This is a genomic window from Mycobacterium sp. UM_WGJ (genome assembly GCF_000455125.1).
In the GTDB taxonomy this organism is placed as follows: domain Bacteria; phylum Actinomycetota; class Actinomycetes; order Mycobacteriales; family Mycobacteriaceae; genus Mycobacterium.
The window spans coordinates 113,208-130,742 of record NZ_AUWR01000018.1; the positions used below are offsets into that span (position 1 = coordinate 113,208).

12 protein-coding genes and 1 pseudogene are annotated in these 17,535 nt (G+C 68.8%); 4 read left to right on the forward strand and 9 right to left on the reverse strand.

The window, feature by feature from the left end:
• The first annotated feature begins 104 nt into the window (after window positions 1-104).
• Window positions 105-4,556 (forward strand): ATP-dependent helicase, encoded by a 4,452-nt coding sequence (locus tag N416_RS0107785; RefSeq protein ID WP_024441553.1) that lies wholly within the window; start codon window positions 105-107, stop codon window positions 4,554-4,556.
• Window positions 4,556-5,320 carry an endonuclease VIII Nei2 gene (gene nei2 / locus N416_RS0107790; protein ID WP_024441554.1) on the forward strand — a complete coding sequence of 255 codons (765 nt, stop codon included), beginning with the start codon at window positions 4,556-4,558 and terminating at the stop codon, window positions 5,318-5,320. The genes N416_RS0107785 and nei2 overlap by 1 nt, the downstream gene beginning before the upstream one ends.
• A gap of 99 nt (window positions 5,321-5,419) precedes the next feature.
• On the opposite strand, the gene N416_RS23175 is transcribed toward nei2, so the two are convergent.
• The 6 genes from N416_RS23175 to N416_RS0107820 form a co-directional block, all read right to left on the reverse strand.
• A complete protein-coding gene (locus N416_RS23175; protein WP_024441555.1) occupies window positions 5,420-5,845 on the reverse strand; it encodes a hypothetical protein in 426 nt (141 codons plus the stop codon).
• A gap of 77 nt (window positions 5,846-5,922) precedes the next feature.
• The gene (locus N416_RS0107800; protein WP_024441556.1) at window positions 5,923-6,795 is read right to left on the reverse strand and encodes a pseudouridine synthase; all 873 of its coding nucleotides are present in this window, start codon (window positions 6,793-6,795) and stop codon (window positions 5,923-5,925) included.
• Between the two features lie 316 nt (window positions 6,796-7,111).
• Window positions 7,112-7,963: a hypothetical protein gene (locus N416_RS0107805; protein ID WP_155943334.1), complete on the reverse strand. Its 852-nt coding sequence runs from the start codon at window positions 7,961-7,963 to the stop codon at window positions 7,112-7,114.
• Between the two features lie 550 nt (window positions 7,964-8,513).
• Entirely contained in the window at window positions 8,514-9,593 is a 1,080-nt protein-coding gene (locus N416_RS0107810; protein WP_024441558.1) for a hypothetical protein, read from the reverse strand.
• Between the two features lie 157 nt (window positions 9,594-9,750).
• Window positions 9,751-11,463: a glycerol-3-phosphate dehydrogenase/oxidase gene (locus N416_RS0107815; RefSeq protein ID WP_024441559.1), complete on the reverse strand. Its 1,713-nt coding sequence runs from the start codon at window positions 11,461-11,463 to the stop codon at window positions 9,751-9,753.
• 62 nt (window positions 11,464-11,525) lie between these two features.
• Complete coding sequence (locus N416_RS0107820; RefSeq protein ID WP_081654496.1) at window positions 11,526-12,953, reverse strand: NAD(P)H-quinone dehydrogenase; 1,428 nt, start codon at window positions 12,951-12,953, stop codon at window positions 11,526-11,528.
• A 42-nt stretch (window positions 12,954-12,995) separates the two neighbouring features.
• On the opposite strand from N416_RS0107820, the gene N416_RS0107825 reads away from it, so the two are divergent.
• Window positions 12,996-13,487, forward strand: coding sequence for a gamma-glutamylcyclotransferase (locus tag N416_RS0107825; RefSeq protein ID WP_024441561.1), 492 nt, complete (start codon window positions 12,996-12,998; stop codon window positions 13,485-13,487).
• A gap of 84 nt (window positions 13,488-13,571) precedes the next feature.
• On the opposite strand, the gene N416_RS0107830 is transcribed toward N416_RS0107825, so the two are convergent.
• A complete protein-coding gene (locus tag N416_RS0107830; protein WP_024441562.1) occupies window positions 13,572-14,456 on the reverse strand; it encodes an endonuclease domain-containing protein in 885 nt (294 codons plus the stop codon).
• Between the two features lie 182 nt (window positions 14,457-14,638).
• A complete protein-coding gene (locus tag N416_RS0107835) occupies window positions 14,639-15,817 on the reverse strand; it encodes an amidohydrolase (protein ID WP_036457519.1) in 1,179 nt (392 codons plus the stop codon).
• A 37-nt stretch (window positions 15,818-15,854) separates the two neighbouring features.
• Here N416_RS0107835 and N416_RS0107840 point away from each other — a divergent pair, with 37 nt between their 5' ends.
• The gene (locus N416_RS0107840) at window positions 15,855-16,667 is read left to right on the forward strand and encodes a purine-nucleoside phosphorylase (RefSeq protein WP_369797583.1); all 813 of its coding nucleotides are present in this window, start codon (window positions 15,855-15,857) and stop codon (window positions 16,665-16,667) included.
• On the opposite strand, the pseudogene N416_RS23495 reads toward N416_RS0107840, so the two are convergent.
• A pseudogene (locus N416_RS23495) lies at window positions 16,661-17,535 on the reverse strand (hypothetical protein); the annotation flags it as partial. The gene N416_RS0107840 and the pseudogene N416_RS23495 overlap by 7 nt on opposite strands.

Consider the following 17,535-nt stretch of genomic DNA (forward strand, 5'->3'; position numbering starts at 1 on the left):
CCCGCCTCCGATCACCGAAATCACCGAGTCCGGATACCCCGCGGCGACGAGCCCAAAACCGCAGCGCGGGAGCATTCCGGCCGCGAACTTGGCACCATGGCTGGGTGAGCCCACAAGACCGAGGAACCCCGGCGTCGCTGGCTCGGTTCTCGGCGCTGACCCGGGACTGGTTCACCGGCACCTTCACCGCGCCGACGCCCGCGCAAGAGCAGGCCTGGTCGGCGATCGCCGACGGCCACAACACCCTCGTGGTCGCCCCAACCGGGTCCGGTAAGACGCTGGCGGCTTTCCTGTGGGCACTGGATCAACTGACCGCGCAGCCCGGTCAGAGCACCCGGGTGCTCTACATCTCGCCGCTCAAAGCGCTGGCCGTCGACGTCGAGCGAAACCTGCGCACTCCGTTGGCCGGCATCGCCCGGATGGCCGCCCGCCGCGAGCTGCCCGCTCCCGGCATCACCGTGGGTGTGCGTTCCGGCGACACCTCACCGGCGCGGCGCCGCGAGTTGGTCGCCAAGCCGCCCGACATTCTGATCACCACCCCGGAGTCGCTGTTTCTGATGCTGACGTCGGCGGCGCGGGAGACGTTGACCGACGTGCGCACGGTGATCGTCGACGAGGTACACGCGGTGGCGGGGACCAAACGTGGTGCGCACCTGGCACTGTCCCTGGAACGCCTCGACGCGATGCTCGAGCATCCCGCTCAGCGAATCGGGCTGAGCGCCACGGTACGCCCGCCCGAAGAGGTCGCCCGGTTCCTGTCCGGGCAGTCCCCCACCACGATCGTGACTCCCCCCGCCGCCAAGACGTTCGATCTGACGGTGCAGGTCCCGGTGCCCGACATGGCCAATCCGGCCGAGGGCACCGTCTGGCCCGAGGTCGAAGAACGCATCGTCGACCTGATCGAGGCCCACCGGTCCTCGATCGTGTTCACCAACTCGCGGCGGCTCGCCGAGCGACTGACCGCTCGGCTCAACGAAATTCACGCAGAACGTTACGCCGACTCCACGGAGCCGACCGCACCCCTGGCACGAGCTCACCACGGCTCGGTATCACTGCAGACCCGAGCCGACGTCGAGGAGGACCTCAAGAGCGGCCGGTTGCGCGCGGTGGTGGCGACCTCGAGCCTGGAGCTGGGTATCGATATGGGTGCGGTCGACCTGGTCATCCAGATCGAGGCACCGCCGTCGGTGGCCAGTGGCCTGCAGCGCGTCGGCCGGGCCGGACACCAGGTCGGCGAGATCTCCTCGGGCGTACTGATTCCCAAGCACCGGACCGATCTGATCGGCTGCGCGGTCGCGGTACACCGGATGCTCGCGGGCCAGATCGAGACCCTGACGGTACCGGCCAATCCCCTGGACATCCTGGCTCAGCACACGGTGGCCGCGGCCGCGCTGGAGCCACTGGATGCCGAATTCTGGTTCGACACCGTGCGCCGCAGCGCCCCGTTCGCCACTCTGTCGCGCGGTGTCTTCGAGGCAACATTGGATCTGCTCTCCGGTAAATACCCCTCGACCGAATTCGCGGAACTGCGGCCACGTTTGGTATATGACCGCGACACCGGCACCCTGACTGGCCGGCCCGGCGCGCAACGGCTGGCCGTCACCTCCGGTGGCGCCATCCCGGACCGCGGACTGTTCGCGGTGTACCTGGCGGGCGCGGAAAAGCCCTCCCGGGTCGGCGAACTCGATGAGGAGATGGTCTACGAGTCGCGTCCCGGCGATGTCATCTCGCTGGGCGCCACCACCTGGCGGATCACCGAGATCACGCACGACCGGGTGCTGGTAGCGCCCGCCCCCGGCCAGCCAGGCCGACTGCCGTTCTGGCACGGCGACGGTGTCGGGCGGCCCGCCGAGCTGGGTGCGGCGCTCGGCGCGCTCACCGGCGAGCTGGCCGGGCTTGACCCAGAGTCGTTCGACAAGCGCTGCGCGGGCTTGGGTTTCGACGACTACGCGGTCGACAATCTGAGGCGGCTACTCGACGATCAACGTGCCGCCACCGGGACGGTACCCACCGACACCACGCTGCTAGTGGAACGGTTCCGCGACGAGCTCGGTGACTGGCGGGTGGTCCTGCACTCGCCGTACGGGCTGCGCGTGCACGGGCCGTTGGCATTGGCGGTGGGCCGGCGACTGCACGAGCGCTACGGCATCGACGAGAAGCCGACGGCCTCCGACGACGGCATCGTGGTCCGGCTGCCCGATACCGACTCCGGTGCAGAAGCCCCCGGCGCTGAACTCTTCGTGTTCGACGCGGACGAGATCGAGCCGGTCGTCACCGCCGAGGTGGGCGGCTCCGCCTTGTTCGCCTCCCGGTTCCGGGAATGCGCGGCCCGGGCATTGCTGTTGCCCCGCCGGCACCCCGGCCGGCGCACACCGCTGTGGCAGCAACGCCAGCGGGCCGCCCAACTGCTCGACGTGGCCCGCCGATATCCAACCTTCCCGATCGTGCTGGAGACGGTGCGCGAATGCCTGCAAGACGTCTACGACGTCCCCGCGCTGACGGCGCTGATGGCGCAGATCGCCCAACGCCGGGTGCGGGTGTCCCAAGTCGAGACCGCCACCCCGTCCCCGTTCGCGGCGTCACTGCTGTTCGGCTATGTCGGGGCGTTCATGTACGAAGGCGACAGTCCGCTGGCGGAGCGCCGCGCGGCGGCCTTGTCCCTGGATCCCACGCTGCTGGCGCAGTTGTTGGGCCGAGTCGAGCTGCGCGAACTGCTCGACCCCGACGTGATGAAGGGCCTCACCGAACAACTGCAGCACCTGACTCCGGAGAAGGCCGCCCGCGACGCCGAAGGGGTGGCCGATCTGCTGCGACTGCTCGGTCCGCTGACCACCGAAGAGGTGAGTGCCCGCGCCGCGGGCGCAGCGGTGGGCGGTTGGCTGGAACACCTGTTGGCCACCCGGCGGGTGCTCACGGTGGCATTCGGCGGGCACCGCTGGTGGGTGGCGATCGAGGACATCGGGCGGCTGCGCGACGGCCTCGGGGTAGCGGTGCCGCCCGGGGTGCCGACCGGCTTCACCGACCCGGTTGCCGATCCGCTGGGCGACCTGCTGGGCCGATTCGCCCGCACCAGGGGGCCGTTCACCACCGGGCAGGCCGCAGACCGATTCGGGCTGGGTGTGCGGGTGGCGGCCGATGCGCTCGGTCGACTGGCCGCCGACACCCGGGTGGTGCGCGGCGAGTTCGCCGATTTCCCGGACTCCCCCGGCGAACAGTGGTGCGACAGCGAGGTGCTGCGGATCCTGCGGCGCCGGTCACTGGCCGCGCTGCGCTCGGCCATCGAACCGGTGTCACCGGCCGCCTACGGACGTTTCCTGCCGGCCTGGCAGCAGATCGGCACCCCCGACGCCACCGCCAGCGGTGTCGACGGGCTGGCCGGGGTGATCGAGCAACTGGCCGGCGTGGCTCTGCCGGCGTCGGCGGTCGAGCCGTTGATCTTCGGCCCGCGGGTGCGCGACTACTCACCGGCCATGCTCGACGAACTGCTGGCTTCCGGGGAAGTGCTGTGGTCCGGCGCCGGCGCCCCAGCCGGCAGCGCCCCGGCCACCGACGGCTGGATCAGCTTTCACACCGCGGATTCGGCGCCGCTGACGTTGACACCGGGGACGCCGATCGAATTCGGCGACGCCCACCGGGCGATTCTGGACGCCCTGGGCGGCGGCGGCGCCTTCTTCTTCCGCCAACTGTGCGGTGACGCCAGCGAGGCGGAACGCAAAGCGGCACTGTGGGAACTGATCTGGGCTGGATGGATCACCGGCGATACCTTCGCTCCGGTGCGCGCGGTGCTGGCCGGCACCCGACGCGCCACCCCGGCGCACCGCAGCAGACGCCCACCCCGGCTCAGTCGTTACAGCGTCGCCCACGCCACGGCCCGCGCCGCCGACCCGGCAGTGGCCGGACGCTGGTCGCTATTGCCTGCCCCACAGGAGGATTCGACTCTGCGGGCGCATCACACCGCTGAGATGCTGCTGCACCGCCACGGCGTGCTGACCCGCGGGGCGGTCGCCGCCGAGGCCATACCCGGCGGTTTCGCCAACGTCTACAAGGTGCTGACCGCGTTCGAGGATGCCGGGCGTTGCCAGCGGGGCTATTTCATCGAGTCATTGGGCGCAGCGCAATTCGCGCTGGCCTCCACCGTGGACCGGCTGCGCGGCTATCTCGACAGTGTCGACCCGACCCGGCCCGACTACCACGCGGTGGCGCTGGCCGCCGCCGACCCGGCCAACCCGTACGGCGCGGCGCTGAGCTGGCCGGCGCACCCGGCGGCGGCCCGGCCGGGTCGCAAGGCGGGTGCGCTGGTGGTCCTGGTCGACGGGGAGCTGGCATGGTTCGTGGAGCGCGGCGGCCGGACGCTGTTGAACTTCGCCGGCACCGCCGAGGCGCAGCGTGCGGCCGCCGGGGCGCTGACGCGGCTGATCAGCGACCGGCGGGTCGACGGGATTCTCATCGAGCGGGTCGACGGCGTGCCGGTCCTGGAGTTGCCCGACTCGCCGACACTGGAGGCGTTGACCGAGGCCGGGTTCTCCCGTACCCCGCGCGGATTGCGGATGCGCTGATGCCCGAGGGGGATACCGTTTTTCATACCGCCACGGTGCTGGCCGCCGCGTTGACGGGAAAGACCTTGACCCGCTGCGATATCCGGGTTCCGCGGTACGCCGGTGTCGATCTGAGCGGTCGGCGCGTCGACGAGGTGATCAGCCGCGGCAAGCATCTGTTCGTCCGGGTCGGACCGGCCAGCATCCATTCGCATCTGAAAATGGAGGGCAGCTGGCGGGTGGGGCGACGTCCTGCCCGACCCGGCCCGTTCGATCATCGGGTACGAATCATCTTGGAGGCGGGCCCTGTTCGTGCCACCGGTATCGACCTTGGTGTGCTCGAGGTGCTGGACCGCCACCAGGACGACGACGCCGTCGCGCACCTGGGGCCGGATCTGCTCGGCGCCGACTGGGATCCGGCGGCGGCCGCCGCACGGCTGGTCGCCGATCCGCAGCGTCCGCTGGCCTCGGCGCTGTTGGATCAGACGGTGATGGCCGGGATCGGCAATGTCTACTGCAACGAGTTGTGCTTCGTCGTCGGCTGGTTGCCGATGACACCGGTCGCCGAACTGAAGGATCCGCGTCGGCTGGTGTCGCGGGCACGCGAGATGTTGTGGGCGAACCGGTTGCGCTGGTCGCGCTGTACCACCGGCGACACCCGACCGGGCCGACAGCTGTGGGTGTACGGCCGAGCCGGCCTGCCGTGTCGGCGATGCGGTACCGGTGTGGTGTCCGACCGCAACGGCGAGCGGATTCAGTTCTGGTGCCCGTCCTGTCAGCGCTGACGCCGAGAACTTCGGGCCGCTGACAGAACCGAAGCCGGCCAGCTGTCTTGCTGGCCGGCTTCCGGCTGTGCTGTGAGGACTACCCGAGGGCGCGGTCGATCACGGCCACCCTCCGCAGCCCACACCGGGCACGCAGCCCCCGCCGCCGCCGGGACCCCCCCAACCGGTGGGGCCGCCCGGGATCTGGCCGCCGCCACCGCCAGGACCGCCGCTACCGGTCGGGCCGCCGGGAATCTCGCCGCCACCTCCGCCGGGGCCACCGCCGCCGGTGGGGCCACCCGGAATCTGGCCGCCACCGCCACCGGGTCCGCCACCACCGGTCGGGCCACCGGGCTCGCCCGGGTTTTCGGGGCCCGGCCCGCCGGGTACCGGCTCAGGTGGGGTCTCAGTCGTGGTGGTCGTCGTGGTGCTGGTCGTGGTCGTGGTGGTGCTGGGTCCTTCTTCGTTGGTGCCGCTGCAGCCGGCTGCGACCAGCGCGACTGCACTGCCGAGCACCGCGATCGTCATCTTGCTGTGTGCCTTCATCAGAATTGGACTCCCCTCTGCTCCGGTCGTGCCTTCCTGTACCCAGGACTGCCGCCGCCGAAACCCGGCGCCCAGCGTCAGTTCGTGTCGAGGTCTCGTTCGCTCACGAAGGCGCGGGGCCGGCCGCTGAATGGATCGTCGAACTCCAGCCGGTGGGCCAGCAGCCGCAAAGGCTGCGAGAAGTCGTCCGGTGCAACATCGATGACCTGCGGATACAGCGGGTCGCCGTCGATCGGGAGACCGAGTGAGGCCAGGTGAACGCGCAACTGGTGGGTGCGCCCGGTGCGCGGGATAAGCCGGTAGCGGCCATCACCCACCGACTCGACCCAAGTCTCGGCGTTCGGCTCACCGGGTTCCTCACGCGCCTGCAGCCGACCGCGTTCCTTGATGATCCGACTGCGCACCAGCTGCGGGAACGCGACGGTCGGCTCGGCGGAGGACCGCGCCAGGTATTGCTTGCGTACCGCGCCGCGGGCGAACAGGGTCTGGTAGGGCCCGCGCAGCTCTCGGCGGGTGGTGAACAGCAGCACCCCGGCGGTGAGTCGATCCAGCCGGTGCGCCGGGCTCAGCTCCGGAAGGTCCAGTTCGCGCCGCAGCCGTACCAGCGCGGTCTGGGCCACATGGCGGCCACGCGGCATGGTGGCCAGGAAGTGCGGCTTGTCGACCACCACCAGGTCGGCGTCGCGGTGCAGCACCGGAAGGTCGAACGGTACCGGCACCTCGTCCGGCAAGTCGCGATACAGGTACACGTGCGACCCGGCCGGCAGTGCCGTCGTGTCGTCGATCACTACCCCATCTGCGGTAACCACTTCGCCCGCAGCCACTTTCGCCGCCGCAGCTGCACCGAACCGGGAATGCAGCTCGGCGGCGACCGGGCCGCCGTGCAGGCGCAGACGTGCCGGCCCCAAGCCGTCGCGTACCGGCAGCGGGGCGGCCCGGCGACGCGTCATCGCCGTTGCAGATCGAAGGACGGCGCGCTGTCGGCGAGTCGACTCGCGCCGGCCGACGATCCGCGGCCGAAGAGCGGGGGGCGACCAGACGTCAAGGGAGAACCTTTGATTCGGTGACGGAGAGCCAGGGGCACGGGCCTCGACGCTGAATGACGGTCTCGTTCAGCGGTACGCCGGCGGGCAGCCGACCTGCCCACCGTACCGGGGCCGACAGCCATTCCGCCAAGTCAGCGGGGCCCGGGTGCAGAACGACACATCGGCCACAACCGTCGGGGGTTGTGGCCGATGTGTCTAATTCGGCGCGGACTACTCCGGCTCAGCTGAGGCCGAGCATGCTGAAGAGGCCCAGGTCACCCAGGAAGTCCGTCAGCGTGGTGGCATCGGTCACCGCGGTCGCCCCGGTGCCTAGCAGGGCGGTCAGCAGGGCTCCCAGCGTCTGGTCGCCCAGAACTCCGCTGCCGTCCGGGTCGGCGAGTGTCCCGCCGACCACCATGCTGTCGATGAACTGATCCCAACCGGCGCCGAGCTGGGTGGAGGTAATACCCAGCAGGCTCGCGATGGTGGCGTCGGTCATCCCGTTGGCGTCGAGCATGTCGTTGATCGAGGTCGTGGCGTCGATCCCCAACATGCTGTCGAGCAGGCTTGCCAGGGTGTCGGTCGGCGACAGGTTAAGGAACGGTAGGTCCAGCAGGCCGGCGTATTGGCCGAGACCGAAGTAGCCCAGCAGCGTGCCGATTTCCGTGGCAGCCCCGTCACCACCGATGAAGCCACCGATCAAGCTGTCGATCGGAATCGAGCCCAGGGGGTGCCCACCGAACTCCACATCGTTGAGCAGCGCGGTGAGGTCGGTGGAGAGCAGGCCCAAGGTGGCGTCGTCCAGCGTCATGCCGTCCGGGTTCAGCGCAGCCAGCAGGGTGGCGAGGCTCGAGGTGGTGGAGATGCCGTCGCCGAAGATCCCCAGCACCTGGCCCATGTTGCCGAAGTCGATGGCGTTCAGCAGGCTCTGCAGGCTCTCGGTGAACGTCGGGAAGGTGTCGGCGGTGAGCACGTAGTCGTGTTGCACGGAAGCGGTGAGGCCGGCGGTAATCGTCGGCGCCGCGGCGGCGCCGCCGAATAGAGCCGCACCAGCTAATGCGGTTCCAGCCGCGAGCGCGCCGGCTTTAGCCACAAAGCCGCGCCCCTCTATCGGCGCGACAACAGTGGAGCAAGTAGACATGAATGGGTCCCCCTTCTGGGATCGAACATTAAGACGATGCGATTACCACATCGGCATTAACTTATTATGAGCTCAGTCTTGTGTCAACGGTTTTATGGGCCGTTCTTCCGGATCCAGCAACGCCTACCCACAGCAAACTTCCAGTTCATCCCGACAACTGTGAAAACTGGGCAACGACCTCTGACGATGCTCGGCAGGGCGTAAGGCCGCCCGCGAGCAGCAAGAAGCTCAGCGTTTTCTCGGCCTTTTCATCCCAGCCGGTCACGCCCTACGTCAGATCGATGGCGAATGGCCCTTAACATAGCTTCATAACAGTCAATCGGTATGGAATTTACGGGGCAAAAATACTTGAGCTATTTTGCGACATGGAACGAAATTCCTGCACAACGCGCCCTATTTTATAGACAGCAAATTCACAGTGCGTTTATCGCGCATTCAGTACAGACAAAAGCCACGCCCGGCCTGCGGGGACAGACCGGGCGTGGCGAGAGGGGTCGAGCCGCTAGGGGGTCAGCAGGCCGAAGGCTTCCAACAAGTCGGTGACCAGTGTGTCGCCGGTGATCGCCAGGGTGCTGCCGTCGGGCAGAAAGCTGGCCAGGAAGGTGCCCAGGCTCTGCTCACCCCAGGTTTCGCCGGAGGGATCGAGCAGCGTCCCGCCGAACGGGAGGCCGTCGAGGTACTTGTCCCAGGTCTGCGCGGGATTCAAGCTGAACAACAGCGCCAGCGTCGCGTTGTCCATGGTGGTGCTGTTGGTGGAGCTGACCGGCAGGATGTGCAGGTACTCCCCCAGCGTGTAGGCGCTGCCGGCCAGAACGGTGGTGGCGCCGAGGCCCGAGTACGCGTGTTGGGTGATGTCGGCGGTAGGAACGGTCAGTATCGCGCTCAACCAGTCGACCAGCGAGCTGTTTACGGTCAGATCGGGATGGCTGGTGATATTCAGCAAGGCGCCGCAGGTCAGGGTGCAGTCGTCGACGTTCAGGTTCTCCAGACCCAGCGCGTTGATCATGCCGGCGAACTGACCGAGCAGAGTTCCCAAGCCCACCGCGTTGGCCAGGTCGGTCAGCGAATGCGCACCGGCACCGTCGCCCAGAACGACATCCACCAGCTCACCGAGGTCCACGTTGCCGATCGGCACGCCGTCCACCAAGAACAGACTGCCGGTACCCAGCAGCGACTGCACCGCGGCGTTCGAGCTGTAGAGCGGCTCGGTGAGCGAGATCCCGAAGAGGTCGGCGATGCCGGCCAGGGTGGTGGAGTCGGGATTGAACGAGGCCAGCAGGGCCGATACATCCGAGCTGACACTCAGCGGCGTGCTGGTCCCGGGGACATTGCCCAGGGCGGCCAGCACCTGATTGAGATCCCCCAGCGACATGGTGTCCAGCAGGGCCTGCAGGCTCTGCGTGAATGTCGGGTACGCCGTCAGCACCACTTGGTGCTGCGTCGAGGCGGTCGACGGGCCGGGGAGCTGCGGGCCGCCCGCACCGGCACCGAGCAGGCCGGTCCCGGCGACCACGGCGACGGCTAGCGCGCCCCCCAGTACGGACAGCTGGCGAGAGCGCCACACCCCGATTCCACCCGCCATGACCCGCCCCTTCCCCGCGCCCGGATCCCGCAAGTGATCCGGCTCATGGCAGAAAATAGCCCTGTCCGAAATGTGTGTCAAACAGATGTGAATGCTGATATCAGCCTAAAAGGCCGGAATAATTCCTAGAATCGTACCCACAGTAATGACATCCTGTTCAGGTAAGCGGAATCGGCTCCAGAATTTCGGCCCGCGCCTCGGGGGCGCTGACGCGCAGCGCATCCGCCGACGCGTCGTCGGGCTGTTCCTGCGACAGGATCTCGGCCTCCACCCGCGCGGTGTAGTTGGCCACCTCCCGCTCGACGGCCGCATCGTCCCAGCCGAGCACCGCCGCCATCACTTCGGCGACCTCGCGCGCACAGTTCACCCCACGGTGGGCGTACTCGATGGAGATCCGGGTCCGCCGGGCCAACACGTCTTCCAGATGCAAGGCACCCTCGGCGGCGACCGCGTAAGCGACTTCCACCTTCAGGTAGGTGGGCGCCTCGGCGATCGGGTCCAGCAGATCCGGTTGTCCGTCGGCCAACGCCAGCACGTCATGGATCAGCGAGCCGTAGCGATCCAGCAGATGCCGCACCCGGTAGGGGTGCAGGCCCTGGTGGGCACCCACGTGTTCGGCCTGGTTGACCAGCGCGAAATAGCCGTCGGCGCCCAGCAGCGGCACCTTCTCGGTGATCGAGGGCGCCACCCGCGTCGGGATGTACTCGGCGGCGGCGTCGATCGCGTCAGCGGCCATCACCCGGTAGGTGGTGTACTTGCCGCCGGCGATCGCCACCAGGCCCGGCGCCGGAACCGCGACCGCGTGCTCGCGCGACAGCTTCGAGGTGTCGTCGTTCTCCCCCGCCAGCAGCGGCCGCAGCCCGGCGTACACACCTTCGATGTCGGCGTGGGTCAACGGCGTGGCCAGGGCGGTGTTGACGTGGGTCAGGATGTAGTCGATGTCGGCCTTGGTGGCCGCCGGATGGGCCAGATCCAGGTTCCAGTCGGTGTCGGTGGTGCCGATGATCCAGTGGGTGCCCCACGGGATGACGAACAGCACCGACTTCTCGGTCCGCAGGATGATCGCCGCTTCCGAAACGATCCGGTCCCGCGGCACCACGATGTGCACGCCCTTGGAAGCCCGGACGTGGAACCGACCGCGCTGGCGCGACAGCGCCTGGATCTCATCGGTCCACACCCCGGTGGCGTTGACCACGACGTGGCCGTGGACTTCGGTAACTGCACCGTCCTCGGAGTCGCGGACCCGCACGCCGGTCACCCGGTCACCTTCGCGCAGTAGCGCGACGACCTGGCTGGAGGTACGGATCACCGCCCCGTAGTGCCCCGCGGTGCGCGCGACGGTGAGGGTGTGGCGGGCGTCGTCGACGACCGTGTCGTAGTAGCGAATCCCGCCGATCAACGCGCTGCGCTTCAGTCCCGGGCACAGGCGCAGTGCGCCCGCGCGCGTCAGATGCCGTTGCGCGGGAACAGATTTCGCCCCACCCAGTTGGTCGTAGAGGAAGATCCCGCTGGCCACATACGGGCGTTCCCACCACCGCCGGGTCAGGGGGTACAGAAACGGCAGTGGCTTGACCAGGTGCGGCGCCAGCGTGGTCAGCGACAGCTCGCGTTCGTGCAGTGCCTCGCGCACCAGCCCGAACTCCAACTGCTCGAGGTAGCGCAGTCCACCGTGGAACATCTTCGAACTTCGGCTCGACGTCCCGGCGGCGAAGTCACGCGCCTCGACCAGTGCCACCTTGAGGCCACGGGTGGCGGCGTCGAGTGCGCAGCCGGCGCCCACCACCCCGGCGCCGATCACCACTACGTCGAACTGCTCACTGCCCAGTCGTTCCCAGGCTCGTGCTCGTTGGTCCGGTCCCAGCGTGCTCACGTGTGCCAGGCTACGTGGCCGCCCGCCCCGACACTCTGTGACGCTCGGTTCAGCACTGCTGCTCAGTCGAGGTCGTCGTGCGTCATCAGCCGGCGGGCCGCTTCGGTGAGCGAGCCCGACAGCGACGGATAGACCGCCAGCGTCTGGGCCAGGTCGGCCACCGTGATCCGGTTCTGCACCGCCAGCGCGATCGGCAGGATCAGCTCGGAGGCGATCGGGGCCACCACCACCCCGCCGATCACCGTGCCGGTGGCCGGCCGGCAGAACAGCTTGAGGAAGCCGTAGCGCATCCGGCTCATCTTCGCCCGAGCGTTGGTCTGCAACGGCAGCATGACGGTCCGGGCCGGAACCGTGCCGTCGTCGATCTGGGACTGCGGCACCCCGACCGCGGCGATCTCTGGCCGGGTGAACACCGCGGCCGCCACCGTACGCAGCCGGATCGGAGCCACCGCGTCGCCCAGCGCGTGATACATCGCGATCCGGCCCTGCATGGCCGCGACCGACGCCAACGGCAGCAGGCCGGTGCAGTCACCGGCCGCGTAGATCCCGGGTACCGACGTCCGCGATACCCGGTCCACCTGCAGGTAGTTGCCCGGCGCGAGCTTGATCCCGACCCGCTCCAGGCCCAGTCCGGACGTGTTGGGCACGGAGCCGACCGTCATCAGCGCATGGCTGCCCGCCACGGTGCGGCCATCGGTCATGGTGACCAGCACCCCGTCGCCCTCGCGGGTCACGGAGGCGGCCCGGGCGTTCTTGACCAGGGTCACGCCGCGTTCGGCGAAAACAGTCTCGAGCACCCGAGCGGCGTCGGGATCCTCGTGCGGCAGCACCCGGTCACGGCTGGCCACCACTGTCACCTTGACGCCGAGTTCGGTGTAGGCGTTGGCGAACTCCGCGCCGGTGACCCCCGAACCCACCACGACGAGGTGCTCGGGCAACGTGTGCAGGTCATAAAGCTGGCGCCAGGTCAGGATGCGTTCGCCGTCCGGCTCGGCGCTGGGCAAGGTGCGCGGGCTGGCCCCGGTGGCGATCAACACCACATCGGCGTCGAGCACACGCTGCCCTCCTCCGTCGTGCTCGGCGACCAGAATCCGATGATGAGCCAGGCCGGATTCGGCGTCGATCAGTTCCCCGCGGCCGGCGATGACCTGGACTCCGGAGTTGATCAGCTGCGTGCGGATGTCATCGGACTGCGCCGCGGCCAGGGACTTCACCCGCTCATGGATCTGATTCAGCTCGATCTGGGCGTCGGTGAAGTGGATGTCGAAACCCAGGTGCGGGGCACGCCGTAGCTCGGTGCGCACCCCCGACGAGGCGATGAAGGTCTTGGACGGCACGCAGTCCCACAACACGCAGGCACCACCGAGACCGTCGGCGTCGACCACCGTCACCGATACCGCTTCGGGACCCTTGGCCGCCGCGACCAGCGCCGCCTCATAGCCGGCCGGGCCACCGCCGACGATCACGATGCGCGTCGAGGGAGAAGTCACAGCGACTAACCTATCCGGAGCGTGGCGTTTAAGATTTCTGCCGTGCCGCTCTACGCCGCCTACGGGTCGAACATGCATCCAGAACAGATGCTGCAACGAGCGCCGCATTCCCCGATGACCGGCACCGGCTGGTTGCACGGCTGGCGGTTGACGTTCGCGGGCGAGGACATCGGCTGGGAGGGCGCCCTGGCGACCGTGGTCGAGGACCCGGACTCGAGTGTTTTCGTCGTTCTCTACGATGTCACTCCCGAGGACGAGAAGAACATGGACAGCTGGGAAGGCTCGGAATTCGGCATCCACAAGAAGATCCGGCTGCGGGTGGACCGGATGGACGGAATCACCTCAGGCCCGGCCGACAGCGATCCCGCGCCAGTGTTGGCGTGGCTGTACGTCGTCGACGCCTGGGAGCGCGGGCTGCCGTCGGCGAGATACCTGGGTGTGGTGGCCGAGGCAGCCCAGATCGCCGGTGCCCCAGAAGAATACGTGCGCAACCTGCGGACCCGCCCGGCCCGCAACATCGGCCCCGGCAGCTAGCTTTTTTTGCGCGAGGGTGCGTGTTTGAACGGCGACACGCCAGCGTGGATGTACAACTGCGCACCCTCGCGCAGGGTGGCACGGTCAGGCGGCCGCACGTCCTAGCTGAGTTTCGATCCGGCGGAGGGTCTCCCACGGCCGGCGCCGCACATCATCGGCGATGATCGAGATCACCACCCAGCCCATCTCCTGCAACGCGGCGCGCCGCTGACGCTCGTAGACGAACGCGTCCGGCCCCTCATGCCAGATGACGCCGTCGTATTCGACCGCGACCCGCTGCTCCGGCCAGGCGAAATCGACGCGCCAGATCCGGTTGTCGCGGTCCACAATCTGATGCTGCAGGACCGGGGTCGGCACGCCACCGTCGACCATCATCAGCCGGGACTCGCTCTCCATCGCTGATTCGGCCAGCGGGTCGGCAAGCTGTAGCAGCTCGCGCACGGCCACGATGCCGCGCCGGCCCGCCTGGCGGATCGCGGCGCGTTGCAGCGTGCGGCGGGTACAGGTCCCGCTGCGCAGCGCGGCATCCAGTGTCGCCAACGCCCGTGGGCGACGAAGCGTGCGGGCCACCTCGATCGCAGTCCACTCCGGCGTGGTCGCCGGTCGGCCCGCGACTTCGCTCAGTGGTGCGCCCTCGCGCCGGTGCACCACCAGTCCGTCGGCCGACCGCAGTTGCTGGTCCGGTGGGTTGAGTACGTGCAGATCGACAGGCTCCTCGGTGTCAAAGCCGTATGCCGCGGCCGCGGTCCCCAGACAGACCGCGACGGAGGTTCCTGTCGCCAGGTCCAGCCCGCGCAGCCGCAGCTCGGTCGTGATTCGTCCGTAGCCGTAGATTCCGTACCAGATCTTCTGCAGTGGTCCATGTTTCAGCTCTGCTTCAAGTCCGCGGCGGGTCAGGTAGGTCAGCACCTGGGCGGACGTAACCACGCCGCCTTGGCGATCGAGTAGCCGCTGCAGTCGTTGATCCATGCGCCCGATCGTCGACGTCGGCGATGAAAGCCGATTCCCTCATCCGGCCCGACCGGCCCCAACTGTGGACAACGGCCGGATTGTGAATGGCCCCGGAGCCGCGAGGGAGCCGCGAGGGTGCATCGTTGTACGGAATCTGCGGCGTGTCGGCGTGCAAACGCGCACGCTCGCGCCAGACGGGCTCAGAGCAGACCGGCTTGGTCAACAACGCCGGCCATCACCCGCACCCCGACGGCCAGCGCCCGCTCGTCGAGATCGAACGTCGGCTGGTGCAGGTCCAACTGCGGCCCGCTGCCCGGCCACACCCCGAGCCGGCCCATGGCACCGGGCACCTGCTCCAGATACCAGGAGAAGTCCTCCCCGCCGCCGGACTGCCGGGTCTCGGCCAGCACCTCGGGGCCGATGGCCTCGATCGCGTGGGTCAGCATCCGCGTCGACACCGCTTCGTTGACCACCGGCGGCACTCCGCGGTGGTAGTTCAGCGTGTGTTCGATGTTCAGCGGCTCCAGCAGGGACGCCACCGCCTCCTCGACGATGCTTTCCATCGCCACCCAGGTGTCCCGGCTGGCGGTGCGCACCGTGCCGGCCAGCCGCCCCGACTGGGGTATGGCGTTGGCCGCGGCACCGGAATTCACTGCGCCCCAGACCATCACGGTGCTGTTTCGCGGATCGATGCGGCGGGACAGCACCCCGGGCAGCCCGGTGATCAGCGTGCCCAGCCCATAGACCAGGTCGGCGGTCAGGTGCGGCCGCGAGGTGTGTCCGCCCGGACCGCTGACCATGATCTCGATGGTGTCGGCCGCCGAGGTGATCGGTCCCGCAATGGTGGCCACCCGACCGACCTCAAGCCGCGGGTCGCAGTGCAGGGCGAAGATCCGGCTGACCCCGCTCAACACCCCCGCGGCGATCGCGTCGATCGCGCCACCCGGCATCAGTTCTTCAGCGGCCTGGAACACCAGCCGCACACCGACCGGCAACTCCGGCGCGGATGCCAGCGCCAGCGCCGCACCCAACAGGATCGCGGTATGCGCGTCGTGACCGCACGCGTGCGTCACCCCCGGCACCAGCGACGCGTACGGCGCCCCGGTCTGTTCGGTCATCGGCAAGGCATCGATATCGGCCCGCAACGCGATACGCGGCCCATCCTCGGGACCGAAATCGCAGGTCAGACCGGTTCCGCTGGGCAAGGCCTTGGGATTGAGCCCGGCGCTGGCGAGGCGCTCGGCGATGAATTGGGTGGTGGCGAATTCCTGCCGGCTCAACTCCGGGTGGCGGTGCAGATGCCGTCGCCACGCCACCAATTCCTCGGCATGGGCCGCCAGCCACGCCTCGACGGCGTGCGACACGGGAGTTGGAGACATTCAGGCAGTATCCCATCGCGGCGCACTACTAAACTCAGTGCCTGTGACGGTACCGCTGGCAACTCAGGCGGCCGCGGTCGTAGCCCGGCGCACCGGCGTCCAGACGCATGACGTGGCGGTCGTGCTCGGTTCCGGTTGGGCGCCCGCGGTGGCGGCCCTCGGCACCGCGACCGCGAGCCTGCCGATGGCCGACTTGCCCGGGTTCAGCACGCCGACGGCGGCGGGCCACACCGGCGAGCTGGTGTCCATGCAGATCGGCGCCCACCGGGTGCTGGTGCTGGTCGGCCGGATCCACGCCTATGAGGGCCATCAGCTCGTCGACGTCGTCCGCCCGGTACGCACCGCCGTCGCGGCCGGGGCCAACACCGTGGTGCTGACCAACGCGGCCGGCGGCCTGCGGGCCAGCTACCACGTCGGTCAACCGGTGCTGATCAGCGATCATCTGAACATGACCGGGCGCTCTCCCCTTGAGGGGGCGCACTTCGTCGACATGGTCGATGCCTACACGCCGTCGCTGCGGGCGCTGGCTCACCAGGTCGACCCCAGCCTCGCCGAGGGCGTCTATGCCGGGATGGCCGGCCCACAGTACGAGACCCCCGCCGAAATCCGGATGCTGCGCACCCTGGGCGCCGACCTGGTCGGCATGTCGACCGTGCACGAAGCGATCGCCGCCCGGGCAGCCGGCGCCCAGGTCTTGGGGCTGTCCCTGGTGACCAACCTGGCGGCCGGGATCACCGGTGAGCCGCTCAGCCATACCGAGGTGCTGGCCGCAGGCCGGGAATCGGCGGCCCGCATGGGCGCACTGCTGGCCGACGTCATCGCGCGGCTGCCGGCGCCCTCAGGTCAGTAGCTCACTCCCGAGCTGTGCCGCATCCGCGGCCACATCGATGCCCAGCTGCCCACCGGCTGCTCGCACAGATAGATCTTGGCGGCACTCTCCCCGTTGCGCACGCCGGCGGGGAACCGGATCGAGTCCAGGTAGGTCACATGCCGCCAGTATTGGGTCAACTTCACGACCGGGAACCGCCCGACGCACAGCACGGTGTCGGCGCTGCCGGCCGGCGGGCCCCACTGGGCGTAGCTGCTGTCGCCGCTGACCACCGGACGGTTGATGCCGGCCGCCGGCCCGAGGATCCGCAGCGCCGAGGCTTCGCCGTAGTTGCTGGTGAAGATCGGCGCGTCGTCGGGCAGCGACTCAGCGGCAGCCGCGACCCCCTCGACGAACTGTGGCCAACCATAGGTCTCCATCGGAATGGGATTGAACCGGCGCAGCATGGTCTGGTTCGCCGGCGGCAGTACTGGCAGACAGAACACCACCGCGCCGGCAAACAGCGCGACCAGCGCAATCGCCCAGCCTCGCGGCGGCCGGTCGGGATTCTCGCGCTCGATCCAAACCGCCCCGGCGGCGAACAACGCGACCAGCGCCGGGCCCGCGTAATAACAGCGACCGCCGGTGACGACGCACAGCACCAACGCGACCACCGGCACGGCCAGCATCCAGCGGTGCTCGCGGGCATCATCGGACGCTAGCCACCGTGCTCCGATCACCCATAGCAGCACCAGCAACGGGCCGGCGTACAAGAGGAGCAGCAGTGGAACCTGGGTCAGCGATCCCGCCGGGCCGCCCATCCGTACCGACATCGCTTGCGCGAACGTCCGACTCGGCCAGCCATGTGCGGCGTTCCAGATCAGATTGGGGACCGCCAGCGTGATCGCCG